Annotated in this window: 18 protein-coding genes and 1 pseudogene; 9 read left to right on the top strand and 10 right to left on the bottom strand. The window is 69.1% G+C overall.

The window, feature by feature from the left end; translation table 11 throughout:
• Positions 1–3 precede the first annotated feature (3 nt).
• Together WJ35_RS27965 and WJ35_RS27970 are read right to left on the bottom strand one after the other, a co-directional pair.
• Positions 4–1251 carry a hypothetical protein gene (locus tag WJ35_RS27965; RefSeq protein ID WP_069240490.1) on the bottom strand — a complete coding sequence of 416 codons (1248 nt, stop codon included), beginning with the start codon at positions 1249–1251 and terminating at the stop codon, positions 4–6.
• A gap of 269 nt (positions 1252–1520) precedes the next feature.
• A pseudogene (locus WJ35_RS27970) lies at positions 1521–2940 on the bottom strand (MFS transporter).
• A gap of 440 nt (positions 2941–3380) precedes the next feature.
• On the opposite strand from WJ35_RS27970, the gene WJ35_RS27975 reads away from it, so the two are divergent.
• Positions 3381–5834, top strand: a complete 2454-nt coding sequence (locus tag WJ35_RS27975) for a DUF3772 domain-containing protein (protein ID WP_069240491.1) — start codon at positions 3381–3383, stop codon at positions 5832–5834.
• 81 nt (positions 5835–5915) lie between these two features.
• On the opposite strand, the gene WJ35_RS27980 is transcribed toward WJ35_RS27975, so the two are convergent.
• Positions 5916–7427, bottom strand: coding sequence for an aldehyde dehydrogenase family protein (locus tag WJ35_RS27980; protein WP_069240492.1), 1512 nt, complete (start codon positions 7425–7427; stop codon positions 5916–5918).
• 623 nt (positions 7428–8050) lie between these two features.
• On the opposite strand from WJ35_RS27980, the gene WJ35_RS27985 reads away from it, so the two are divergent.
• Entirely contained in the window at positions 8051–9319 is a 1269-nt protein-coding gene (locus WJ35_RS27985; RefSeq protein ID WP_060232362.1) for an NAD(P)/FAD-dependent oxidoreductase, read from the top strand.
• Positions 9320–9469: 150 nt separating this feature from the next.
• Positions 9470–10147: a TetR family transcriptional regulator gene (locus WJ35_RS27990; RefSeq protein ID WP_010089309.1), complete on the top strand. Its 678-nt coding sequence runs from the start codon at positions 9470–9472 to the stop codon at positions 10145–10147.
• A gap of 18 nt (positions 10148–10165) precedes the next feature.
• Here WJ35_RS27990 and WJ35_RS27995 read toward each other — a convergent pair whose 3' ends face one another.
• Together WJ35_RS27995 and WJ35_RS28000 are read right to left on the bottom strand one after the other, a co-directional pair.
• On the bottom strand, positions 10166–11947 hold the full coding sequence (locus WJ35_RS27995; protein WP_060232358.1) for a phospholipase D-like domain-containing protein: 1782 nt from the start codon (positions 11945–11947) through the stop codon (positions 10166–10168).
• 103 nt (positions 11948–12050) lie between these two features.
• Positions 12051–12809 (bottom strand): DeoR/GlpR family DNA-binding transcription regulator, encoded by a 759-nt coding sequence (locus tag WJ35_RS28000; RefSeq protein ID WP_010089307.1) that lies wholly within the window; start codon positions 12807–12809, stop codon positions 12051–12053.
• A gap of 195 nt (positions 12810–13004) precedes the next feature.
• Here WJ35_RS28000 and WJ35_RS28005 point away from each other — a divergent pair, with 195 nt between their 5' ends.
• From WJ35_RS28005 to nadE, 3 genes are all read left to right on the top strand, one after another.
• Entirely contained in the window at positions 13005–13190 is a 186-nt protein-coding gene (locus WJ35_RS28005; RefSeq protein WP_045563987.1) for a hypothetical protein, read from the top strand.
• 113 nt (positions 13191–13303) lie between these two features.
• Positions 13304–14173 (top strand): DMT family transporter, encoded by an 870-nt coding sequence (locus WJ35_RS28010; RefSeq protein ID WP_069240493.1) that lies wholly within the window; start codon positions 13304–13306, stop codon positions 14171–14173.
• Between the two features lie 275 nt (positions 14174–14448).
• On the top strand, positions 14449–15297 hold the full coding sequence (gene nadE / locus WJ35_RS28015) for an ammonia-dependent NAD(+) synthetase (RefSeq protein ID WP_069240494.1): 849 nt from the start codon (positions 14449–14451) through the stop codon (positions 15295–15297).
• 87 nt (positions 15298–15384) lie between these two features.
• Here nadE and WJ35_RS28020 read toward each other — a convergent pair whose 3' ends face one another.
• The 3 genes from WJ35_RS28020 to WJ35_RS28030 all read right to left on the bottom strand — a co-directional run bounded on the left by WJ35_RS28020 (position 15385) and on the right by WJ35_RS28030 (position 19573).
• Positions 15385–17061: a S10 family peptidase gene (locus WJ35_RS28020; RefSeq protein WP_069240495.1), complete on the bottom strand. Its 1677-nt coding sequence runs from the start codon at positions 17059–17061 to the stop codon at positions 15385–15387.
• 72 nt (positions 17062–17133) lie between these two features.
• Positions 17134–18726, bottom strand: coding sequence for a S53 family peptidase (locus tag WJ35_RS28025; RefSeq protein ID WP_069240496.1), 1593 nt, complete (start codon positions 18724–18726; stop codon positions 17134–17136).
• A 226-nt stretch (positions 18727–18952) separates the two neighbouring features.
• Positions 18953–19573: a LysE family translocator gene (locus WJ35_RS28030; RefSeq protein ID WP_010089300.1), complete on the bottom strand. Its 621-nt coding sequence runs from the start codon at positions 19571–19573 to the stop codon at positions 18953–18955.
• A gap of 132 nt (positions 19574–19705) precedes the next feature.
• On the opposite strand from WJ35_RS28030, the gene WJ35_RS28035 reads away from it, so the two are divergent.
• Entirely contained in the window at positions 19706–20170 is a 465-nt protein-coding gene (locus tag WJ35_RS28035; RefSeq protein WP_069240497.1) for an Lrp/AsnC family transcriptional regulator, read from the top strand.
• Between the two features lie 57 nt (positions 20171–20227).
• Here WJ35_RS28035 and WJ35_RS28040 read toward each other — a convergent pair whose 3' ends face one another.
• A complete protein-coding gene (locus WJ35_RS28040) occupies positions 20228–21139 on the bottom strand; it encodes a LysR family transcriptional regulator (RefSeq protein ID WP_069240498.1) in 912 nt (303 codons plus the stop codon).
• A 139-nt stretch (positions 21140–21278) separates the two neighbouring features.
• Between WJ35_RS28040 and speB the strand changes: the two genes are divergently transcribed.
• On the top strand, positions 21279–22235 hold the full coding sequence (gene speB, locus WJ35_RS28045; RefSeq protein ID WP_010089297.1) for an agmatinase: 957 nt from the start codon (positions 21279–21281) through the stop codon (positions 22233–22235).
• Positions 22236–22340: 105 nt separating this feature from the next.
• Here speB and metE read toward each other — a convergent pair whose 3' ends face one another.
• Positions 22341–24644: a 5-methyltetrahydropteroyltriglutamate--homocysteine S-methyltransferase gene (gene metE / locus WJ35_RS28050; protein WP_069240499.1), complete on the bottom strand. Its 2304-nt coding sequence runs from the start codon at positions 24642–24644 to the stop codon at positions 22341–22343.
• A gap of 109 nt (positions 24645–24753) precedes the next feature.
• Here metE and WJ35_RS28055 point away from each other — a divergent pair, with 109 nt between their 5' ends.
• Positions 24754–25662, top strand: coding sequence for a LysR family transcriptional regulator (locus tag WJ35_RS28055; RefSeq protein WP_034194758.1), 909 nt, complete (start codon positions 24754–24756; stop codon positions 25660–25662).
• Positions 25663–25784 lie beyond the last annotated feature (122 nt).

Genomic DNA, 25784 nt, shown 5'->3' on the forward strand with positions numbered 1-25784 from the left:
GCGTCAATCCGCCGTATCGCCGTTCTTCGGCAATTTCGACCGCGCCTTGTGGCCCGGCGCCGGCGACCATGCCGGACGCGTCCTGCGTTCGCTGTCGATCACGACCAGATAGCGCCCGGCGATCGGCGTGATGTCGCGATCGTGGCGCAGCACCCACAGCGACCGGCCGGACTCGACGCGCGCCTCGTAGTCGGCGTCGAGCATCCCGTGCCGGTCGATGAACGTGTTCAGCGACGCCGGAATCCGCACGCAGCCCTTCGAATGGCGGATGCCGAGCAGCGGTTCGAGGCGCTCCGGATCGGTCGCATGCATCTGGAAGCGCATCGCCGACACGCCGCCCTTGCCCCAGCCGCGTTCGCTGTCCACCCAGCCGAAGTCGAAGATCCGCATGTCGCGGCGGCCGTAGCCGCGAATGCCGTTGTCGTTCGTCGTGCCTTCCGCGCGGAAATCCATGTTGTCCGGCGTGTGCGTAAACACGCCGAGCGGCGTCATGAAGTGGTCGTACTTGCCGGGCAGCCCGGTCGCGACCGGCGACGCGCCGATCATGAGCCACGCGTTGGCCGACGTCGCGCGGAAGTAGATGAAGAGCGCCTGCACGGCCGGCGCGCGATCGACCATCACCACGTATTCGCCGGCGAGGTCGGCGAGACCGCCGGCCGCCAGCGCCTGCTGCAGGCGCTGGCCATATGCGCGCTGCTCGCTCGAAGGCACGTTCAGCCGGCGCGTCACTTCCTGCGCGAACCGCTTGCGCATGTCGACCGCGCGCGTGGTCGCCTCCTTCGCCTGTTCCGCAGACAACGGCGGATGCCGGCGCGGCGGCGTCGGCGCCGGTGCTTCGGCTTCGCTCGCGGAAGTTTCTGCGGTATCCGAGGCGGCGGATGCGGCCGAAGCAGCCGATGCGCCGCTGGCGGAATGCGCGTGATGCGCGGCGGCAGCGGACGACGGCGCCGCCGACGACGCCGGATGCGCCGCGGCGGCATGCCGAGCCGGAGACGATGCCGATGAGGCGCCGGGCGCGGCAGACGCCAGCACGTCGGATGCGCCGAAGGCCGGCTGCGGGACGAGAACGGAAACGGGGAGCGCGGCGGCGAGCCACACGAAGGCGGCGACGGTGCGCGTACTGCAACGCGGCACGGGGAATCGCCGCGTCAGGTCGGAAAGCATCATGCGATCGGAGCCATCGGCCGATCCGGCCGCCGGACATAGCGAGCGGCGCAACGCGCGCGAGCTTCGCCGGTACGTGGAACGCATCGCATGCGCGCCGCGCCGACGTCTCGCCGGGGCGAAGCCGCTCGTGCGGGCAACACGTTCGGCCCGATGGCGGTCAATGAGTCGTGAGGTCTTTCATTCTACCTGCGCACGCATTGAACGGCAGCGCGGCGGGGCGTGGGGCGCGCACCGAGCGCTTTACTCTGGGCTTCGGGCTTCGGGCTTCGGACGCCGTTCGCCCTGCACGAAGCACCGAGCGGCGCGCAACGTAGCGCGCCGCCCGGCCGCCTGCCCCGCACCCCGCGCGACAACTACTTCGAGATCGCTTCGAGCGCGATGCCCTTGGTGCGCGGCCCCATCAGCCCGATCACCGCCATCACGACCGCCATCGCGCCCGCGATGAACACGAACACGCCTGCGGTGCCGAAGCCCTTCAGCACGGCGGCGATCGCGAACGACGTGAAGATCGCCGAGAAGCGGCTCCACGAATAGACGAAGCCGACCGCGCGCGCCCGGATCGCGGTCGGGAACAGTTCGGCCTGGTATGCGTGGAAGCTGTACGACATGATGTTGTTCGCGAGCGTGAGGCCGATGCCGAGCACGATCAGGAGCGCGGCCGCCGTCGTCTGGCTGAACAGCAGCCCGCAGACCACCGCCGCGCCCGCCATCGCGACGATCACCGACTTGCGCTCGAAGCGGTCGGCGATCAGGAGTCCGATCAACGGGCCGATCGGTGCGGCCAGCGCGATCACGCTCGAATACGCGAGGCTCGTCGTGATCGTGATGCCCTGCTTGATCAGCAGCGTCGGCACCCAGTTCGCGAAGCCGTAGAAGCCGACCGTCTGGAACACGTTGAAGATCGTCATCATGATCGTGCGGTTGCGGTACGGCGGCACCCACATGTCCCGGAAGCTGCCGCGCGCGTTGCACCGGCTGGGCAGGCGCGGGCGGCGGCAGCGGGCGGCCGTATTCCGCCTCGACCTTCGCCTCGAGCGCGCGCATCACGCGGTCCGCCTCGTCGAGCCGGCCCTGCTGCGCGAGCCAGCGCGGGCTTTCCGGCAGTGCGCGACGGATCCACCAGACGAAGATCGCGCCGTGCGCGCCGATCAGCACGACCCAGCGCCAGCCGTCGAGGCCGAGCGGCGCGCGCGGGACGAGCAGGTACGCGAGGAACGCGACGACCGGCACCGCGGCGAACCCGACCGCCTGCTCGCACGCGAATGCGCGGCCGCGGATCTGCTTCGGCACGAGCTCCGAGATGTACGTGCCGATCGTCACCATCTCGACGCCGAGCCCGAGGCCGACGACGAAGCGCCAGAAGTTCAGCCCCGCGGCGGTGTCCTGGAACGCCATCACGACATTCGCGGCCGTGTACCACAGCAGCGACCACGTGAAGATCGCTCGGCGTCCGAAGCGATCGGCGAGGAAGCCGCACGCGATCGTGCCGATGAAGAGGCCCGCGAACAGCGCGGCGATGAAGCTCGCGACGCCGGTGGTGCCGAACAGCCCATGCGTCGTCGCGCTGAGGATGCCGCTTTTCACGAGGCCCGGTGCGACATAGCCGCTGTACAGCAGGTCGTAGAGTTCGAAGAAAAAGCCGAGGCTCAGCAGCACGACGAGCTTCCAGACGCTGCGGGTCGGCGGCAGGCGGTCGAGGCGGGCCGAGATTGCGCCCGCGTCGATGGTGGAGGACGGGGCGGCTGCCCGTGGAATGCTTTCCGATGAGACCATCTTGGTCGTGTCTCCTGATCGTGTCGTATGTTGTTGTTCGCCGGCCGGCCGGCCGCCGCGTCGACGATTCGCTGCATTGTACCGGCACGCCGCACGCGCCGGCTCGGATGGTCCGAGGAGCGCGACGCCGCGCGGGCACACCGCTTCGCAGCCGGACGATGTGTAAATTGCGTAACGATGTGTCGGCGCATCGCCATCGGTGCGCGCAGGCCATGCGCCGCCGCAGCCGCCCGCGAAAGCCGGCGCGGCCCCGTCGGCACGGGCGTCCGGCGTCGCCGCGCGCCCGCGCGCGTCCGCCGGCGCATGCCTGCGCGCCGAGGCCGCGCGGGCACGACCTGCGCCACCGCCCGCGCCGCGCCCGGTAACATGCTAGCGGTCCAACTTCCCGCCTCCCCGGCGCCATGCGGCGGCCGGGGTCGTCAGCAAAACGCAAGCATTCCATGTCAATACCACGACTTTCCACCTACGCACGCCGCATCGCGCTGATCGCACTGCTGCAGTTCGCGGCGATCGCGACGGCCGCCGCGTTTCCGGCGGCCGCGTCCGCACCGGGCGCGAGCGGCGTCGGCGTCCCGGTGCCGACGATTTCGTTGAGCGACGCGGTCGCCGAGCTGAAGCAGATGCAGGTCCAGCAGGACCGCATCAAGCAGCAGACGTCCGCCGCGACGAACGGCAAGGTGCTGGACTCGCTGGCAGACTCGACCCAGGCGTTGAGCGCCGCCGTCGACAAGCTGAGCGCGCAACTGGTCCCGCAGCGCGCGAAGATCCAGGCGCAGCTCGACGTGCTCGGGCCGCCGCCCGCGCCGGGCGCGGCGCCCGAGACCCCGGCGGTCGAGCAGCAGCGCGCGACGTTGAACGCGCGCAAGGCGCAAATCGATGCGGCGCTGAAGCAGGCCGCCGACCAGAAGGGCAATCTCGCCAACCTGACCGACCAGTTCTCGAAGCTGAATCGCAGCCTGCTGAAGAACCAGCTCGTGCTGCGCTCGGGCAGCATCTTCGGCGCACAATTCTGGCTGCCGCTGTTCCGGCTGCCGCCCGACGACGCGCAGCGGCTCGGCGACTTCGACGAGCAGCTCGTCGCGATGCTGAAGTCGGCCTGGCAGCCGGGGCAGCGCATCGTGACCACGCTGCTGCTGCTCGCCGCGCTGGCGGTCTGGATCGTGGGCCGGCGGCTCGTCGAACGCGGGCTCGCGTGGTTCTGCGTGAACCGCCTGCCCGAAACCCGCCTGCGCCGCAGCGCGCTCGCGCTGTCGACCGCGGTCACCACGCTGCTGACCACCGGCGTCGCGGTGCAGCTCCTCTATGTCGCGCTGGCGCGTCGCTACGATCTCACGCCGACGCTCAGCGACCTGTGGGACGAGTTCGCGAAGCTGGCGCTGACCTGCGCGCTGATCGCGGGCCTCGGCCGCGCGCTGCTGTGCACGCGCCATCCGTCGTGGCGGCTGCCCGCGCTCGCCGATCCGGTCGCCCGCGCGATGCGGCCGTTCCCGGGCGTGCTGGCCGGGTTGCTGCTCGTGTCCGGCACGCTTGAGGAAATCAACCGGATCGTCGACACGAGCCTGTCGGTCACGCTGTTCGGCCGCGGCATCGTGGCGCTCGTCGTCACGCTGACGGTCGGCGCGTCGCTGCTGCGCGCGAACCGCGTGCGCAGCGCGCTCGCGGCGGCCGGCGAAGCGCCCGAGCAGCGCTCGACGCTTGCGGGACTGATCCACGCCGGCGTGTCGCTCGCGATCGTCGTGTCGCTGCTCGCGCTGATGATCGGCTACATCTCGGTCGCACGCTTCATCACCTTCGAGCTGGTCTGGTTCGAGATCGTCCTGTGCAGCGTATACGTGCTGACGCAACTGACGCGCGACGCGTGCGCCACGCTGTTCAACGCGAACCTGTCGAGCGGCAAGCAGATCAAGCATCTGTTCGGGCTCGGCGACAGGCATCTCGAACAGGCGCAGACCGTGCTGTCGGGCCTCGGCACGAGCCTGCTGATGCTGTTCGCGGTGATCGCGCTGCTGACGGGCGGCTTCGGCACGACGCCGGGCGACCTGCTCGACAGCCTGGTCGCGGTGGTCGGCGGCCAGAAGCTGCAAAGCCTCAACATCATGCCGGACCGGATCATCAACGCGGTGATCGGCTTCGCGGTCGGCCTCTACCTGCTGCGCTCCGTGCGGCGCTGGCTCGACAACGAGTTCATGCCGGCGCTCGGCATGGACCCCGGCATGCGCGCGTCGCTCGTCACGCTGTTCAGCAACGTCGGCTATGCGCTGATCGTGCTGATGACGCTGGCGCTGCTCGGCGTGCGGTGGGACAAGCTCGCGTGGATCGTCAGCGCGCTGTCGGTCGGCATCGGCTTCGGCCTGCAGGAGATCGTGAAGAACTTCGTGTCGGGGCTGATCCTGCTGACCGAGCGGCCGGTGAAGGTCGGCGACATGATCAGCATCAGCGGCGTCGAGGGCGACATCCGCCGGATCAACGTGCGCGCGACCGAGATCCAGCTCAGCGACCGCTCGACCGTGATCGTGCCGAACTCGCAACTGATCTCGCAGAACCTGCGCAACGTGACGATGGGCAACAGCACGCAGGGCGTCGCGACGCTGGTGCTGACGTTTCCGCTGAACACCGATCCGGAGCAGGTGCGCGACCTGCTGCTCGATGCGTACCGCGAGCATCCGTCGATTCTGGAGAAGCCCGCGCCGTCGGTGACGTTCAGCCAGCTCACGCCGGACGGCATCACGCTGAGCGTGACGGGCTACGTCGCGAGCCCGCGGATCGCGGGGTCGACGAAGAGCGACCTGCTGTTCGAGATCCTGAAGCGGCTGCGCGCCGCGCAGATCTCGCTGTCGAGCCCGCGGATGCTGATGGTGCAGAACATGCCGGCGGGGGAGGCGTCGCCCCGCTGAAACGCAAAGGGCGTTTGCGACGACCGCAAACGCCCTTTTCCCGGTGCCGGCGCGTGGGCCGCCGAGCGGCGGCGCCCCGCATCACACGTCGAACTTCACCCCCTGCGCCAGCGGCAGCTCCCGGCTGTAGTTGATCGCGTTCGTCGCGCGACGCATATACGCCTTCCACGCATCCGAACCCGACTCGCGCCCGCCGCCCGTCTCCTTCTCGCCGCGGAACGCGCCGCCGATCTCCGCGCCGCTCGTGCCGATGTTCACGTTGACGATCCCGCAATCGCTGCCCGCCGCCGACATGAACTGCTCGGCCTCGCGCATGTCGTTCGTGAAGATCGCCGACGACAAGCCCTGCGGCACCGCGTTGTGCACGTCGATCGCATCCGTGAAGTCGTCGTACACCATCACGTAGAGGATCGGCGCGAACGTTTCGCGCTCGACCACCGCCGTCTGCTTCGGCATCCGCACGATGGCCGGACGCACGTAGTAAGCATCCGCGTGGCCGAAGTCGACACGCTCGCCGCCCTTCACCTCGCCGCCCTGCTCGCGCGCATCGGCCAGCGCCTTCTGCATCGCGTCGAACGACGCGCGGTCGACCAGCGGGCCGATGAGCGTGCCGGCTTCCAGCGGGCTGCCGACCGTCACTGACGCATAGGCCTTCTCGAGTCGCGGCAGCAGCTGATCGACGACGCTGCGGTGCACGATCAGGCGGCGCAGCGTCGTGCAGCGCTGGCCGGCCGTGCCGACCGCGGCGAACGTGACCGCGCGCACGACGAGATCGAGATCCGCGCTCGGCGCGACGATCATCCCGTTGTTGCCGCCGAGCTCGAGGATGCCGCGGCCGAGGCGCTGGCTCAGCACCTTCGCGACTTCCTGGCCCATCCGCACGCTGCCCGTCGCGCTGACGACCGGCACCTTCCTCGACGACGTCAGCACCTCGCCGACGTCGCGCATGCCGAGCACGAGCTGGCTCAAGCCTTCCGGCGCGACGCCCGGATGCGTCTTGTCGAACTCGCGCAGCGCCTTGCCGAGCAGCACGTGGCACGCGATCGCGGTGAGCGGCGTCTTCTCGGACGGCTTCCACACGACCGGATCGCCGCACACGAACGCGAGCGCCGCATTCCACGCCCACACCGCGACCGGGAAGTTGAACGCCGAAATCACGCCGCACACGCCGATCGGGTGCCACGTCTCCATCATCCGGTGGCCCGGGCGCTCGGACGCGATCGTCAGGCCGTACAGCTGGCGCGACAGGCCGACCGCGAAATCGCAGATGTCGATCATTTCCTGCACTTCGCCGAGCCCTTCCGACGTGATCTTGCCGGCTTCGAGCGTGACGAGCCGGCCCAGCGCGGCCTTGTGCTCGCGCAGCACGTTGCCGAACACGCGCACCAGTTCGCCGCGAACCGGCGCGGGCACCGTGCGCCACTTGAGGAATGCCGCGTGCGCGGCGTCGATCTTGCGCTCGGCGTCGGCAGGGCTGTCGACGGCCAGCGTCGCGAGCGTCGCGCCGTCGAGCGGCGAGCGCGCGGTCAGCGCATTGCCTTTCCACTGGGCGAGATCGATGTCGAGCGCGGCAAGAATGTCGTTGAATTGCATCACTTCCTCTTCAGGGACAGATTGATCGGTGCGGCGGCAACGCCGCCCGCGTGATTCGATTGGAGCGCGTTCGCGCGCCCTGTGCAAGCGCACGCACGGCGGGGCGAGTACGGCAGCGCTGTGTCGCGCCTCGGGTGGATGCCGTCGCCGGGCCGTGGAGGACGGCAAACCCGCGCGCCGTAACGCACGATCCATGCATCACATTGTCGATGGCCACAAGTCGGGCGGCTATTGATATTAACTCACGACTTCATTCCCAAAACGCAACAACTGGGCTGGCCGAAGCGGGGCGTGTCGGCGCGCCGAGCCGACATGTCTAGGGCGGATGGGCGGCACGCATGTGCCGGTGCCGCGCGCAGCAACTTGATGACGATGCGGCATTACCCGGTGTGCAAATTTCGTTCGCCGTGCGGGCGACTTGCACACACGAACGAGGTGGCGCCGGCATGCTCCGCATCCGGCGCGCCCACGGCCGTCGGCCAATGGCGACACGACGCCCTTCGCTTCCACGACGACAGCCCACCCGCCGCGATACCGACCCGCCATTCGACGCGGCGCGCGCGTTCAGGCAAGATCGACGCGCGCCGCGCGCCCCGTTCGTCGTCCATCGTCACCGAAAACGCATGCAGAATTTCTACGAAGCCACCGTTTCCCGCCAGCCCTATCCGCAACTGACCGACACCGTCGACACGCAGGTCTGCATCGTCGGCGGCGGCCTCGCCGGCCTGTGCACCGCGCTCGGGCTCGTCGAGCGCGGCGTGCGCGACGTCGTCGTGCTCGACGGCGAACGGGTCGGCTACGGCGCGTCCGGCCGCAACGGCGGCTTCGTGTTCGGCGGCTACAGCCTCGACAACGCCGACCTGCTGCGCACGCTCGGCCGCGACGAAGGGCGCCGCCTGTACCGGCTGACCGTCGATGCGGTCGACCTGATACGCGCGCGCATCGCGCGCTACGGCATCGACTGCGACATCGTCGACCGCGGCGTGATGCTCGCGAACTGGTTCGACGATCCGTCGCGGCTCGACGGGCTGCGCACGCTGATGAAGACGGAATTCGACGTCGACTGGGAGCCGGTCGCGACCGACGCGCTGCGCGCGCGGCTGAAGACCACGCGCTATCACGGCGGCCTGTTCGAGCCCAACGCGTTCCATTTCCATCCGCTCAAGTACGTGCTCGGCGTAGCCGCGGCCGCGGCGCGCGGCGGCGCGCGCATCTGCGAACAGTCGGCCGCGCTCGGCATCGCACGCGACGGCGCGGGCTACGTCGTGCGCACCGCCCGGGGCGCGGTGCGAGCGAAGGACGTCGTATTCGCGGGCGGCGGCTACGCGCGCGGCGTGTCGCCGCGCATCGAGCGCGCGGTGCTGCCGATCGCGACCTACGTGATCGCGACCGAGCCGCTCGGCGCGCGCCTCGCCGATGCGATCGACGCGCCGTATGCGATCTACGACACGCGCTTCGCGTTCGACTACTACCGTCCGCTGCAGGACACGCGGATCCTGTGGGGCGGCCGGATCTCGGTGCTCGACCGCGGCCCGGACGCGATCGCCCGCCTGCTCAAGCGCGACCTCGCGCGCGTGTATCCGCAGCTCGCGGACGTGAAGGTCGAATACGCGTGGGGCGGGCTGATGAGCTACGCGCGGCACAAGATGCCGCAGATCGGCCGCGACGCCGACGGCGTCTGGCACGCGATCGCGTTCGGCGGGCACGGGATGGCGCCGACCACGGTCGCCGGCGAAACGCTCGCCGCCGCGCTGGCCGGCGAGCGGCCGGTGCCGGCAGGCTTCGCCGCGTTCGGCTTGACCCGCACGTTCGGGCTCGCGGGCCTCGCCGCCGCACAGCTCACGTACACCGCGTACCAGGCGCGCGACGCGCTCGCGGCTTATCGGCACTGAACGCCACTGAGCGCCCGCGCGGCGGCCCGTCGGGCGCTTCCCGGCGCTGCCGGACATATCCGGACTAGAACGAAAGGTCGGCAAAACGACGAATTTCCACATGCTAGAATGGCCTGTCCAAGCCGCCGTGAAGCCACCAATAAACGTCACATGAAAACAGGAAGCAGGGCCGCCACGTCCGACAACCGCGCGGTTCCGTCCGATGCGCGGCGCAAATACGATCCCGAGCAGACCAAGCGCAACATCCTCGACGTCGCCACGCAGGAATTCTCCGCGATGGGGCTCGCCGGCGCGCGCGTCGACGCGATCGCCGAGCGCACGAACACGACGAAGCGGATGCTCTACTACTACTTCGAAAGCAAGGAAGGCCTGTACGAGGCCGTGCTGGAGAAGGTCTACGGCGACATCCGCGCGCTCGAGCAGGAGCTGCACGTCGGCGACATGGCGCCGGTCGAGGGCATGCGCCGGCTCGTCGAGTTCACGTTCGACTATCACGACAAGCATCGCGATTTCGTCCGTCTCGTGTCGATCGAGAACATCCACGGCGCGAAGTATCTCGAACAGCTCAAGTCGTTCAAGAACCGCAACGTCAGCATCATCAAGACGCTCGAGGAGCTGCTCGAGCGCGGTGCTGCGAGCGGCGCGTTCCGCAAGGACGTCGACGCGTTCGACCTGCACTTGCTGATCAGTTCGTTCTGCTTCCATCGCGTGTCGAACCGCTACACGTTCGGCGCCGCGTTCGGCCGTGATCCGTCGGCGCCGCGCCTGCGCGCGCGGCATCGCGACACGATCGCCGAGGCCGTGCTACGGTACGTCGCCGCCGAATAGCGCCGCGCGACGCGCGCATCAGCCCTTCGGCGCGGGTGCGGCCAGTGCAACCCGCGCCTTCTCCTCCGGGCTTCCCGCCACGAAATACTTCTTCGCCCAGCCCGCATCGGGTGCCAGCGCGAGCCGCGGATGCGGCGACGCGCCGCGCGTCTTCGCGTCGATGGCTAGCGCCCGCGCGCGGTAGTGCTCGTACAGCCGCAGGAATTCCGCCAGATAGGTCGCGGCGACGCGCGCGTCGCGAATCTCGAGCAGGTTCTCGTCGTTGTATTGCTCGGAATTGCGGCTCATGTTCGCCGATCCGCTGTAGACGACCGGGTTCGCGCCCTCCGCGTCGATCACGATGAACTTGTGATGGATCACGACCGGCGGATACGCGGGCGCGGGCTCGCCCGGAAACAGCCGCAGCTCCGGTTCGAAGCCTTGCGGCGCCGTCGCCGGCGAAAAATACCGCGCGTCGATCACGTCGCGATGGTCGCGGCCGCGGTGGTACAGCTCGAGGTTCGCGAGCGTCGCCGCATCGAGCGCCTGGCCATTCTGCTGCGCGGCATCGGCCTTCGTCGCGCTGTCGATGCTGATCCGGTTGACGAGCCCGAACATCATCAGCCCGCGGTCGCCGGCCGCGAAGCACGCATCGCGCAACGCGGCGTCGGTCGGCATGAACAGGCAGAACGCGACCGAATGCTGCGCCGCCTCGATCGCCGAGACGATCGTGTCGATCTGCGTGCGCTGCCCGGCCGGCTCGGGCGAGAACGACACCCGCACCCGCGCGCCGCCGATCGCCACCGGCTCCGACCAGCCCGGCGACAGCCGCGCCGTCTCGGCGATCGGCGGATTCGCGGCGAGCGCACGCGCGCGATCGTTGTACAGCGCGGCAAGCGCCGGCGAATCGAACGTGTGCAGCACGTTCGCCTGCTCGGTCAGGCCTTCGGTCGTGAAGTTCGCCGAGCCCGTCAACAGGCGCGCCGGCGCGGCGCTCCCCGGTGCGTCCGTCACGATGAACTTGTCGTGCATGATGTGCGTCCGGTCGCGCGGCGCGAGCGTCGCGAGCCCTTGCAGCGCGTCGACGGCCGGCTGGTTCGGCGACGGCAGCGGCGGCCGGCCCTTGCGCGCCGTCACGTGCGCGTCGTAGACGATCGCGAGCGACGCGTCGCCGTGCGCACGGCCGAACGCGTCGAACGCGGGCAACGCCCACAGCGTGTCGGTCAGGTGATAGACGGCCGACACCGCGCGCGACGCGGGATCGAGCATCTGTGCGAACACCTGCTCCATGTCGTTCGCGAGCCACGTGCGCAGCTTCAGCGCCTGGTCGGCGGCGGGCGCTTCGCCGGGCGCGAGATGCAGCGCCGCGACCTGCTTCGCGAATGCCTGCGAGCTGACCACCGCACGGTTGAACCACGTGCCGACGCCATCCTCGACGTGCGCGGGCAGCACGACGTCGCACACGCCGCGTTCTGCGTCGAGCACCTGCAGGCACGCCGGCGTGCCGACGACCGGATACACGTCGTAGCGGAATGCGCCGCCGCGGTCCTGCGGGTCGATCCGCGCGTCCCACCACATGAATTTCTGGATCGGCGCCTGGTCGGTGGGCGCGTCGCCTTGCGTATCGGCGGCCGGGCCGTCGAACGTCAGGCGGTTCGGCAGCCAGCTATAGGGCGCGCGCGTCCTCCCGTCCGCCGACCAGAAGCCCGGCGTGCGCGTGATCGCGAAACCGAGGAAGTCGCCTCGCGCCTGCGCGCCGGGCCAGTCGAAGGCCAGCAGCACCAACGTCGGGGAAAGATAGCTGCGCACGCTCACGGACATCGTCGTTCTCCTTGGTTCAATCCAGGTCGAACGGGTCAGTCTTTCGCGCGGCTTTGCCGTGGGGATGACGCTTCGATGAATCTTGCGTGTCGCGGTACGCGCGTCAGTCGCAGACGAGCAGCTCGATGCCGCGCGCGACCAGCGTGCGGCGCACTGCCTTGTCGGGCGCGCGCTCGGTCACGAGATAGCGCGCCGCTTCGGTGCCGTTGATCCGCACCGGCGTCACGCGGCCGAACTTCGAATGGTCGGCGACGACGATCGCCGTGGCGGCCGCGGCGATCATGCGGCTGCGCACTTCGGCGGCAAGCCGCGAGTAGTCGGTGAATTCGCCGTCGGCCGTGATGCCGCCCGCGCCGACGAACGCGAAGTCGACGTGGTATTGCGCGAGCTGCTGGATCGTGTCGAGCCCGAACGTCGCGTCCTCGTCGTCCGACAGCTCGCCGCCGAGCAGCGTGACGCGATTGCCGTTGCGGCGCGCGAGCACCAGCGCGGTGCGCCAGTCGTTCGTATAGACCGCCAGCCGGTGCTTGTCGGCGAGTGCGAGCGCGACCGCATGCGGCGTGCTGCCGGAATCGATCAGCACCGACGCGCCGTCGGGCACGAATTCGGCCGCGCGCCGCCCGATCGCGCGCTTCGCGTCGGCGTTGGCCGCCTCGCGCTCGGACAGGCTCGGCTCGCGGCGGTCCGCGGCCAGCGCGCCGCCGTGCGTCATCACCAGCAGCCCGCGCGCCGCCAGTGCGTTCAGGTCGCGCCGCACGGTCTCGCGCGACACGTCGAGCGAACGCACCAGTTCCGCGACCGACAGCGCGCCCGACCTTCCGAGTTCCGACAGGATGAATTGGTGACGTTGTTCCGCCAGCATCTCGCGACGCGCCCGAGGCGACCAGTGAATGAGTAGCGCGCCATTGTAGTACGGCCGTTTGACCGCCGCGTGTAAGCCGGCCGGTCGTCGCGGGCGGAGAAATTCTGAATTGCCGGCGGCGCGGGAATCGGCGCGCCGCGCATTGCTACACTTTGCGCTTCGCCGAACGAACGACCATCCAGGGGAGCTTGCGCGATGTATCGCAAAGGCATAGTGCTCGAAATCCAGTTTCCGCCCGAACGACTCAACGACGCCGCCGGCGATCCCTACTGGATCGACCTGACGCTCGACGAGGCGCGCCGCCTGCATCAGCAGCTCGCCGCCCGCTTCGCGAACGAAACGAGCGCGAACCAGCCGCTCGACACCTTCTCGCTCGACTAGGGCCTGTTCGCACGACGCGCGCGCGACTGCAGGATTCGACAAGACACCGGCGCGGCGGCGCCGGATACTGCCGGACTTCGTGATTCCATCCGGCCGTCCGCGGCCCGTCCTGCATGCTGACCTCGATCGTCGCCGCGGCCTTCGTCGCACTCTGGTCCACCGGGTTCATCGTCGCGCGGGCGATCAAGCCCTACGCCGATCCCAACCTGTTCCTGCTCGCGCGCTTCGCGGGCACCGCCGTGCTGTTCGGCGCGGTCGCGCTCGCCGCGCGCGCGCCGTGGCCCGCGCGCCGCGAATGGCCGCGCCACCTGATCGCCGGCGCGCTGCTGCAGGGCGTGTACCTCGGCGCGAGCTACTGGGCGGTCGCCCAGGAGCTGAACGCGGGCGTGATGGCGCTGCTCGGCGCGCTGCAGCCGCTCGCGACCGCCGTGCTCGCGGTGCCGCTGTTCAACGAACGGCTGCCCGCGCGCGGCTGGCTCGGGATGGCGCTCGGCCTCGCAGGCGTCGCGCTGGTGCTGGCGCCGAAGGTCACGGGCGGCGTCGCGCCGCCGCCCGGCGCCGCGCCGGCCTGGCTCGTCGTCACGGTGTCGGTGCTGGCGGTCGGCTCGATCACCGCCGGCTCGCTCTATCAGAAGGGCAAGCTCGCGCAGAGCGACCTGCGCACCGCCGTCGCGGTGCAGAACCTCGGCGCGGCGCTCGTCGCGGCCGTCTTCGCGGGGCTGCTGCACGAGACGCGCTGGACCGGCGCACCCGCGCTGTGGGTGTCGCTCGCGTGGGGCGTCGTATTCCTGTCGGGCGGCGCGGTCACGATGCTGATGTGGATGCTCCGGCGCGGCAACGCCGCGCGCGCGACGTCGCTGCTGTTCCTCGCGCCGCCGCTGGCCGCGCTGCAGGGCTACCTGCTGTTCGGCGAGACGCTCGCCGCCGTCCAGCTCGCGGGGTTCGCGCTCGCGCTGGTGGGCGTCGTGCTCGCGCGGCGCTGATCCGCGGTCGGCGCGCGGTTGCGTGCGTGCGAAACGCCGACGCATGTGCGCGGTCGTACGCCATCGACGCCGTCGCTGCATGCAACCGAAGCATCGGCGCAAGCGGGCGCCCGCCACCACGCCACCGTCCTTGCACGCAACCAAGCCCCGCCCCCTGACGCCCCCACGCATCTCCCCGATGCAACTCACCCTCCCCACGTGCACGCGCCGCGCGGCACCCGCCCGCGATTGCGCTTATGATGGGCGCCTCGAATTTTCGTTCCGGAACCACTGACATGACCTCCGCCGATTACGCCAGCCGCCAACGCGCGATCATCGCCGAACTGAACGTCGCCCCGCATTTCGATGCCGATGCCGAAATCGCGCGCCGCGTCGACTTCCTCGCCCAGTACCTGCGCTCGACCGGCCTGCGGACCTACGTGCTCGGGATCAGCGGCGGCGTCGATTCGTCGACGGCCGGGCGGCTCGCGCAGCTCGCGGTCGAGCGCCTGCGTGCGGAGGATTACGACGCGCGCTTCATCGCGATGCGTTTGCCGAACGGCGTGCAGAACGACGAAGCCGACGCGCAGCGTGCGCTCGCGTTCGTTCGCGCGGACGAGGTGCTGACGGTCGACGTGAAGCCGGCCGCCGACGCGATGCTCGCGTCGCTCGTCGCCGGCGGGCTGGCGTTCGCGGAACACGCGCAGCAGGACTTCGTGCACGGCAACATCAAGGCGCGCGAGCGCATGATCGCGCAGTACGCGGTGGCCGGCGCGCGGCGCGGGATCGTGATCGGCACCGATCACGCGGCCGAATCGCTGATGGGGTTCTTCACGAAGTTCGGCGACGGCGGCGCGGACATCCTGCCGCTCGCGGGCCTGAACAAACGCCGCGTGCGCGCGGTGGCCCGCGCGCTCGGCGGCGAGGAGACGATCGTGATGAAGGTCCCGACCGCCGATCTCGAGGAGCTGCGTCCGCTGCGCCCCGACGAGCACGCGTACGGCGTCAGCTACGACGAGATCGACGACTTCCTCGAAGGCAAGCCGGTCAGCGATCACGTGTACGAAACCGTGCTGCGCTTCTACGACGGCTCGCGGCACAAGCGCGCGCTGCCTTACACGCCGTTCGACTGGCCGGCCGCGTAAGCCGGCCCGGCTCGCTGCCGACGCCGCGCGCCCCGCACGCGCCACGCACACCATGCACACCACGCGCGGCGCGCGCGCCCGGCGACGCTACGCGCGCCCGCCGCCCTTCTTCGCCTGCAGCGCGCGAATCCGCAGCTGCGCGCCGGTATCGGCAACCGTCTTGTCGTACATCGCCGCGAGATCGTGCTTGAGCGCGGTGCGCGAGCCGCCGTCGAGATACACCATGTGCCCCGACGGATAAAAGCGCGCCGACAGGTTCTGCCGCACCGTCGCATCTTCGAGCGGCATCTGCTGCAGGTCGAGCACGGTCTGGTAGAACGGCGTGACGAAATCGTAGAAGCCGTTCGCCGACAGCACCTTCAGGTCCACGTTGAGCGCCATCACCGCGGCGAGGTCGCCCGCCGTGTAGAGGATCACGTTGCCCTGCGCGTCGACGCCCTGCTGTGCGCCGGTCGGGTCGATGTGGCTGAAATCCCAGTTCTGGAACGCCTGGTCGTTCAGGTCCGTGAACGACGAGTTCGACGTGAACTTCAGCTGCTCGTTCAGGTAGCTGTTCCACATCGCCGTATAGACGCCGGACACGGCCGTCATCGTCGGATCGTTGCCGCCCGAGTTCGGATCGACCTTGCCCGCGATGCCCGTGCCGATCCCCGTCACGCGGCCGTCGTACGCGCCGAGCGACAGCCCGCGCGCGCGCAGCAGCGTCGTCAGGAACACCGAATTGCCGCGCGCGTCGTAGCCGGCGATGTCGAGGTTCCACGACAGCAGCGTCGCCGTGTCGATCCCCGTGTAGTCGGCGAGCTTCCGCACCACGGCTGGATCGGGATGCGGGCGCTTGCGCAGCGCGTCCAGGTAGTCGGTGCGCGCGAACTGCGCGACTTCCTCGACGAACGCGCCGAGGTCGGTCGGCGCCGGCGACACGCCGAGCCGCTTGTGATACCACGCGTCGGCCGCCGCGGTCGGCAGCACGCCGACCGGGTTGCCTGCCTGCCGGTAGTCGAGGATCGACGACTGCAGCGTGACGCCGTTCAGGTCGACGCCGTCCTCGTGCAGCTTGTACGCGAGCACGCAGCTGCGCGCGGTGCCGTACGATTCGCCGAACAGGTATTTCGGCGAATTCCAGCGGTTGTTCTTCGTCAGGTAGCGCTTGATGAATTGCTTCAGCGAGTTCGCATCCTGGTCGACGCCCCAGAAATCGCGGTTCTTGTGCGGCGCGATCGCGGCCGAGTAGCCGGTGCCGACCGGGTTGATGAACACGAGGTCGCTGCGGTCGAGCAGGCTGTCGGGGTTGTCCTCCATCTGGTACGGCGCAGGCGGCGTGAAGCCCGGCATCGACGTCTTGATGCGGCGCGGCGCGAACGAGCCGAGCAGCACGAACACCGACGACGAGCCCGGCCCGCCGTTATAGAAGAACGTCACGGGGCGCGCTTCCTCCTTCTGGCCGTCCTCGGTGAACGCGACGTAGAAAATCTTGGCGTCCGGCAGCGAACTGCTCGGATCGACCGTCACGAGATGCCCGGCCGTCGCGGTGTACGCGATGCGCCGCCCGCCGATCGTGACCGTGTGATGCGTGACGGCGGCCGCCTCGGTCGTGTCGGTCACCGAATCGTCCGGGCCGTTGCCGTAGGCGACCGGATCGAAGAACGGATGGTCGCGGCCGTGGCTCAGCGCAACCGGATTGACGGTCGGCGGCACGGCGTGCGAATTGTGCTCGCCGTGATGCAGCGGATACACGCCGCCGGAAGATGCGGAATCGTTGCCCATCGTGCTGCTCCTCGAGGTAAAGGGGGGGAAGCAAGAAACCCGTGACAACCTGATGCGCGGCAACCGCCGCCGTCAGCTCGACGGCTTCGGCGGCAGGATCGCGGCCAGCCGCGCGCCGTTCGGGCTGCCGAGCCCCGTGCACGCGTCCCAGCCCGGCGCCGCCGCGTACGCGCCGTTGCTGCCTTCGGTGATGTCGCGCAACGCGTCCGGATGCTTGTACAGCGTCGGGTTGATCCAGCCGACGGACGTGTTCGCCGCCGCGTTGATGCGCGCGATCAGCGCCGCCCACAGCGGCGACACCGCGCTCGTGCCGCCCATCACCGCGGGCGTGCCCGCGACCGAGACTTCGTAGCCGGTCTGCGGCGATGCATCGCCCGCGACGTCCGGCACGCCGCGCTTCGCGAGCGGCGCGCGGCTGCCGTCGGCGAGCTTCGCGGCCAGCCCCTGCTGCCACACGGGCACGTCGAACAGCGTGCTGACGCCCCCGCCGCCCGAGCCGCCGCCCGACGCCTCGTCGTTCCACGTCACCTCGCGACGGATGCCCTGCCCCGGCAACGCGTCGAGCTGCGTGCCGCCGCACGCGAGCACGTACGGGCTCGACGCGGGGAAATCGACGTGCTGCGCGCCGTCCTGCAGCCCGTCGCCGGAGCCGCTGTCGCCCGACGCCGCGCACACGGTGACGCCCAGCGCGGCCGCCGACTGCAGCACGCGGTTGAATGCCTGCGCGGACTGCGCCTGCCAGATCGCCTCGGGCCCGCCCCAGCTGATCGAGATCACCGACGGCCGGTTGGTCGTGTCGTGCACCGCCGCGTTCACGGCCTGGATGAAGCCTGCGTCGCTGTTCGGCGCGAAATAGACGGCGAGCTTCGCGGCGGGCGCGATCGCGCCCGCGATCTCGAGGTCGAGCGCGACTTCGCCGTCCGGGCCGTTCGCATCGCCGGTCGGCACGTTGCGGCCGCTGCCGACGTTCACGTCGACGAGCGCCGGCGGCGTCGCGATGCCCAGCCCGCGGAAATACCGCCGGATGTCGGCCGCGCGATAGCCGCCGCCCAGTTCGATGATGGCGATGCACTGCCCCGCGCCGTCGCCGTCCGGAAAGCCATAGAGCGACGCGAGCTGCGGCGGCGTGAACGTGACGGCGGCCGCGCCGCCGCGCGCGGGCCTGAACGGCGGCCGCAGCCGGAAGTGCGGCCGCGCCTGCGGCCGGCTGTCGAGGCCGAGCACCGCGGTAACCGCGTCGCCCAGCTCGTCGGGCAGCACGATCGGGCCGGACCGGCCGCGATACTGGCCGATCGACCGATGCTCGAAGCGTTCGAGCGTGACGCCGAACGCGGCCTCGAACTGCCTGATCGTGCCGGACAGCACGACGACGCTTTCCGCGGGATCGACCCGCTCCACCTTCAACTGATGGCGGTGCGCGAAGTCCTCGGTCTTGCGGATGTCGTCGGGATTCGCGGAAAAGCGCTGCGCGAACGCTTCGCGCGACAGCGGCTTCGCGGCCGCGTCGCCGCTCGCGAGCTGGTGAAGCAGTGCATCAAGATGTGCTTCCTCCTGCCGCCGCAACATGATCGTGACGTGGATGCGCTCGGCCGGATCGCACGGGCCGAGACAGGTGGACTCGGCCACGATTCGGGGTTCACGGTCGGCGTGAAGGTGCCTTGCCATGTGTTGACCTCCTTGGTACCGCGTTGCACGGAACAGCCAGAAAATCGGATATGGCAGACGAAAGAAGGTTCCGTCCGGTTGGCCGCGCAACAGCGGCGCGGCGACGTACAGGAAGTTTAGAACAAGTCAGATGAATCGCGGTTGCGGTATGTCACTGGTGGCAGGCGCGAGAGGGAAGGCAGCGATGGTGACGCGCGTCGCGGACGGCGAATCCGCGACGTCCGGCTCAGTCCACCGACAGGCGCAGCGCGAAGCCGATCAGCGCCGCGGAGAAGGTCCAGCGCTGCACGGTCTGCGCGAGCGGATGCGCGCGCATCCACGCGGCGATCCGCGACGCGCCGAACACGCACGCGAGGTCGAAGCACACGCCCGCCGCCACCAGCAGCGCGCCGAGCTCGAACATCTGCCAGACGACCGGGCCCGCGTCGGGCCGCACGAACTGCGGCAGCAGCACCGAGCAGAACAGCAGCGCCTTCGGGTTCAGCAGGTTCGTCAGCAGCCCCTTCACGAACGCCTGCCGCAGTTCGCCCGCCTCGGCGGCGCCGTCGCCGAGCGCGAACACCGGCGAGCGGAACACCTGGATCGCGACATACGCGAGATAGAGCGCGCCGCCGTAGCGGATCACTTCATAGAGCCACGGCGCGCTGCGGATCAGCGCCGCGACGCCGCACGCGGACAGCGTCACGTGCGCGGTGCGCGACAGCGACAGGCCGGCCGCTGCGGCCATGCCCGGCCGCACGCCGCGCCCGATGCTGGTCTGCAGCACGAGCGCCATGTCCGGCCCCGGCACCGCGTAGATTGCCGCCAGCGCGGCCAGGTAGATCAACAGCAAATGCGTGGAAATCATGGTCGGGCTCGTCCTTCGATGACGATATGTTGCCGTCGAAGGCGGAGCGCTTATTGGCCATCTTTCGTTCCGTATTGCCGCTTCGCGGCGGAATCCCCCACAATTGGCCGATCTACAAACGGATTCCCCCACATGACCGAACTCGACAAAACCGACCGCGCGATCCTTGCCGCGGTGCAGCGCGACGGCCGCCTGCCGATCGCGCGCCTGGCCGACAGCGTCGGCCTGTCCGAAACGCCGTGCGCGCGGCGGCTGAAGCGCCTCGAAACCGACGGCTACATCGAGCGCTATCGCGCACAACTGTCGCGCAAGGCGCTCGGTTTCGGCGTCGTCGCGTTCGTGCTGGTGCGGTTCGCGACGCACGACCGCAAGATCGCCGACCGGTTCGAACGGGAGGTGCTCGGGATCGAGCGGATCCTGTCGTGCCACAACGTGTCGGGCACGGCCGACTACCTGCTGCAGGTCGTCGCGCGCGATCTCGACGATTACGGCACGTTCCTGCGCGAATCGCTGCGGACGCTGCCCGGCGTGACGTCGCTCGAATCGGCGCTGTCGCTGCGGGAAGTGAAGCACGACGCGGGTTTGCCGGTGCCTTGATGCGAGCGACCGGGCGCGCCGGCACGACACAGGCCCAGGTGATCGGGAAGATCACCGTCATCCGGCATCGCCCGGCTGGTGCGCGTGCTCGAGATCCTCGAGAAACGCCTGCACGAGCGGATTGCCGCGCGCGTTGCGCGCGACCACCATGTGGAACGTGACGTCGTAGTGCAGCCGCTCCGCGTTGAGCGGCGCGAGCAGCCCCTGCGCGACGTACGGCGCCGCAAAGTGCTGCGGCAGGTAGCCGAGATGGTGGCCCGACAGGATCAGCAGCGCGACCGCCTCCATGTTGTCGGCGGTCGCGGTCACGCGGTCGGGCGTCGTCGACATCTGCGCCTCGGGCAGCGGGTACGAGCGCCACGCCCATTCGAACCCGGCCACGTCGGCCGGCTTCAGCGCGCCGGCGCGCGCGAACAGCGGATGGCTGCGGCCGCAGTACGCGACCTGCCGCTCGATGAAGAGCGGCGTGTAGTGCAGCGACGGCACCCGGTGCCAGAAATAGCCGACCGCGATCTGGAGCTCGTCGCTCAACAGCTTTTCCTCGAGATCGCCGGGCGCCCTCACCGAGATCGAGAAGCGCACCGCCTCGTCGCGGGTGCGGAACGCGGCAATCGCCTCGGCGATCCGCGCGTTCTGGCTGATCGGCGTATGGCCGATCAGGCCGATGTTCAGCGTGCCGACCAGCTGCCTGTCCATGTGCCGCGCCGCCATCCCGAATTCGTCGAGCGCCGTCAGCAGCTTGCGGCTCATCGCATGGAAACGCTCGCCCTTCGGCGTGAGCCGGAAGCCGCTGCGGCCCCGCTCGCAGAGCCGGTAGCCGAGCCGGGTCTCGAGCGACGACAACTGCGCGCTGATCGTCGATTGCCCGACGTTCAGCACCGTCTGCGCGGCCGATACGCCGCCGGCGTCCGTCACCGCGAGAAACACCCGGATCAGCCGCAGATCGAGAGTCGACAGATTCCCCAGCACGCCATTCCCCTTCCATACATCGATGGAGATCGATGTTTACGTCGATATCTTCGCATTCTTCTTTCCGGCCGGAGCGCGTACAACTACGAGCCAAGCCGCGTCGCATGATACGGCAACCCCACACTGGAAGAGACGCAAGATGAACGACCATATCCATTTCCAGCCGCTCGGCGGCAACGAAATGCCGCGCTGCGGCGGCATCGCGACGATGATGCGCCTGCCGCACGTGCCGAGCGCCGAAGGGCTCGACGCGTGCTTCGTCGGCGTGCCGTTCGATCTCGGCACGTCGAACCGCACCGGCGCGCGCTTCGGTCCGCGCCAGATCCGCACCGAATCCGTGCTGCTGCGCCCGTACAACATGGCGACGCGCGCCGCGCCGTTCGACTCGCTGCAGGTCGCGGACATCGGTGACGTGGCGATCAATCCTTACAATCTGCACGATTCCATCGCCCGCATCGAAGTCGAGTACGACGCGATCCTGAAGCACGGCTGCAAGCCGATCACGCTGGGCGGCGACCACACGATCGCGCTGCCGATCCTGCGCGCGATCCACCGCAAGCACGGCAAGGTTGCATTGATTCACGTCGATGCACATGCGGACGTGAACGATACGATGATGGGCGAAAAGATCGCCCACGGCACGCCGTTCCGCCGCGCGGTCGAGGAAGGGCTGCTGCACGGCGACAAGGTCACGCAGATCGGCCTGCGCGGCACCGGCTACGCCGCCGAGGACTTCGACTGGTGCCGCGAGCAGGGCTTCCGCGTGGTCCAGGCCGAGGAATGCTGGAACAAGTCCCTCGCGCCGCTGATGGACGAAGTGCGCGAACGGATCGGCGACACGCCCGTCTACATCAGCTTCGACATCGACGGCATCGACCCGGCCTACGCGCCCGGCACCGGCACCCCGGAAATCGCGGGCCTGACGGTGCCGCAGGCGCTCGAGATCATCCGCGGCGCGAAGGGCCTGAACATCGTCGGCTGCGATCTCGTCGAGGTGGCGCCGCCGTACGACCCGTTCGGCACCACGGCGCTGCTCGGCGCGAACCTCGCGTACGAGCTGCTGTGCGTGCTGCCGGGCGTCACGTACCGCGACTGATCGCGGCGCGGCATAGGGCGGGTTCCGGGGCGGCGCTGCGCCGGGAGCTTCCGCGCACGCGCTGGTTGCGCGAGCGCGGAACCGGCGCGTCGCCGAAGCGCTTTATCAGAGCCCGTTGCGCAGCTCGCTGCGCAACGTCTTCGCCGCGGCGACCATGTTCGTCAGCGCCGGCAGCACTTCCGCCCAGCGGCGCGTCTTCAGCCCGCAGTCCGGATTGACCCACAGCCGCTCGGCCGGAATCCGCTCGGCGGCTTTCCTCATCAGGCCGACGATGTGCTCCTGCGTCGGGATGTTCGGCGAATGGATGTCGTACACGCCCGGCCCGATTTCATTCGGATACCGGAAGCCGTCGAACGCGTCGAGCAGCTCCATGTTCGAGCGGGTCGTCTCGATCGAGATCACGTCGGCGTCGAGCGCGGCGATCGACGGCAGGATGTCGCCGAACTCCGAATAGCACATGTGCGTGTGGATCTGCGTGTCGTCGCGCACGCCGTTCGCGGCGATCCGGAACGCGTCGATCGCCCACTTCAGGTAGGCCGGCCATTGCGCACGACGCAGCGGCAGCCCCTCGCGCAGCGCGGCCTCGTCGATCTGGATCACGCGCACCCCGGCCCGCTCGAGATCGAGCACTTCGTCGCGGATCGCCAGCGCGAGCTGGTAGCACGACACCGAACGCGGCTGATCGTCGCGCACGAACGACCACTGCAGCATCGTCACGGGCCCCGTCAGCATGCCTTTCATCGGCTTGCTCGTCAGCGACTGCGCGTAGGCGATCCACTCGACCGTCATCGCGCTCGGTCGGCTGATGTCGCCGAACAGGATCGGCGGCTTCACGCAGCGCGATCCGTACGACTGCACCCAGCCGAACTGGCTGAACGCGTAGCCATCCAGCTGCTCGCCGAAATATTCGACCATGTCGTTGCGCTCGGCTTCGCCGTGCACCAGCACGTCGAGCTGCAGCGTTTCCTGTTCGCGCACGCTGCGTTCGATCTCCGCGTGCATCGCGTGGCGGTAGCCGGCTTCGTCGAGCTCGCCGGCCTTGAAGCGGCGGCGCGCGTCGCGGATCTCCGCGGTCTGCGGGAACGAGCCGATCGTCGTGGTCGGCAGCAGCGGCAGTTTCAGGCGTGCCGACTGCGCGGCCGCGCGTTGCGGATACGCGCTCGCACGGTTGCCGAGCCGCGCGTCGATGCGCGCGACGGCGGTCTTCACCGCCGGGTTGTGCACGCGCGGCGAGCGGCACCGCGACTCGATCGCGGCCGCATTCTCCGCGAGGGCGTCGGCCACCGTGTCGCGCCCTTGGTTCAGCGCGGTCGCGAGCAGCTTCAGTTCGGCGAGCTTCTGCACCGCGAACGCGAGCCACGAGCGGATCTCGGCGTCCAGCTTCGGCTCGTTGCCGAGATCGACCGGCGCGTGCAGCAGCGAACACGACGGCGCAAGCCACAGTCGCTCGCCCAACTGCCGCGCGAGCGGCTCGAGCCAATCGAGCGCCGCGTTCAGGTCGGTCCGCCAGATGTTGCGGCCGTCGATCACGCCGACCGACAGCACGCGTGTGGCCGGCAGCGTGCGCGCCAGCACGTCGACCTCGTCGCGCGCATTGACGGCGTCGATGTGCAGTCCATCGACCGGCAGCGAAACCGCAAGCTCGAGATTGTCCTGAAGCGGGCCGAAGTACGTCGCGACCAGCAGCTTGATGCGACGCGTCTCGAGCGCCTCGTATGCCGTGCGCAACGCACGCCGCCAGTCGGCGTCGAGCTCGGTGACGAGGATCGGCTCGTCGATCTGCACCCATTCGACGCCCTGAGCGGTCAACGTATCGAGCAGCGCGCCGTACACGGGCAGCAGTTTCGGCAGCAGCGCGAGCCGGTCGGAATCGTCCTTCGCCTTGCCGAGCCACAGATACGTGACGGGGCCGAGTATCACCGGCTTTGCGTTTACGCGCTGCGCGTTCGCCTCGGCCAGTTGCTGCAGCAGTCGCGACGGGTCGAGCGAGAAGTTCGTGTCGGCGTGGAACTCCGGCACGAGGTAGTGATAGTTCGTGTCGAACCACTTCGTCATCTCGCCGGCCGCCACGCCACCGCAGCAGCTCGCATGCTCGTGCGCCGAATGCGCGGAACGGCCGCGCGCCACGCGGAAATAGTTGTCGAGCGCGTCGCCGTGAAAGTCCTGCACGCGCTTCGGCAGATTGCCGAGCGTGAAGCTCATGTCGAGCACGTGGTCGTACCACGCGAAATCGCCGAGCGGCGCGAGATCGAGGTCGTGCTGGTCGCTCCAGTGGCGCCGGCGCAGCGCGGCGCCGAGGGCCGTCAGCTCGTCGCGCGTGGCGTCGCCGTTCCAGTAGCGTTCGAGGCCGAATTTCAGTTCACGCTGCGCGCCGATGCGCGGGAAACCGAGGTTGTGGGTCTTCACCATGAAGCCGCCGTCCAGAAGTAATAGAAGATTCAGCAGCCATCATAGGGATTTCGCCCCATGAAATAAAATGGCATTATTTCATTCATCCATTAACTTTGTTCATGTATTGATGCTCGAGCGATTCCATCTCGTCGTGATCCGCGAAGTCGAGCGCCAGGGCTCGCTGACTGCGGCTGCCAACGCGCTGCACCTCACGCAGTCGGCGCTCAGCCATACCGTGCGGAAAATCGAGCAGCAGCTCGGCACGCCGATCTGGGATCGGGAAGGACGTGGCCTGCGGCTCACGCAGGGCGGGCAATATCTGCTGAAGCTCGCGAACCGGCTGCTGCCGCAGTTCGAGCTCGCCGAGGAGCGGATGAAGCAGTACGCGAAGGGCGAGCGCGGCACGCTGCGCATCGGGATGGAATGCCATCCGTGCTACCAGTGGCTGCTGAAGGTGGTGTCGCCGTATCTGGCGCGCTGGCCGGACGTCGACGTCGACGTGAAGCAGCGCTTTCAGTTCGGCGGGATCGGCGCGCTGCTCGGCCATGACATCGACGTGCTCGTGACGCCCGACCCGCTGAACAAGCCGGGCCTGCGCTTCGATCCGGTGTTCGACTACGAGCAGGTGCTGGTGGTCGCCGACGCGCACCGGCTCGCGAACGCCGACTACGTCACGCCCGAGCAACTGGCCGACGAGGTGCTGATCACGTACCCGGTCGAGACCGACCGGCTCGACATCTACAACCAGTTCCTGACGCCGGCCGCCATCGTGCCGCGGCGCCACAAGTCGATCGAGACGACCGACATCATGCTGCAGATGGTCGCGAGCGGACGCGGCGTGGCCGCATTGCCGAAGTGGCTCGCCGACGAATACGCGGACCGCATGCCGGTCGTGCCGGTCAGGCTCGGCAAGCAAGGCATCGCGAAACAGATCTTTCTCGGCATCCGCGACGCCGACGCATCGATCGATTACCTGTCCGCATTTCTCGCGCTCGCACGCGACTCGGCGTCGGACGCGCCACGCATGCTGCGATAGGCGCGCGCGCAAGGCGCGAAGCGGCCCGGATGCATGAGCGTGCTCACTATATGGACGACGGCGTGAACAACGGCGTTTCGCGGTCCGTACTGTCATCAAACTGACTGAAAGCCGACGCTAGG

The sequence above is a fragment of the Burkholderia ubonensis genome, from assembly GCF_001718695.1.
In the GTDB taxonomy this organism is placed as follows: Bacteria; Pseudomonadota; Gammaproteobacteria; order Burkholderiales; family Burkholderiaceae; genus Burkholderia; species Burkholderia ubonensis_B.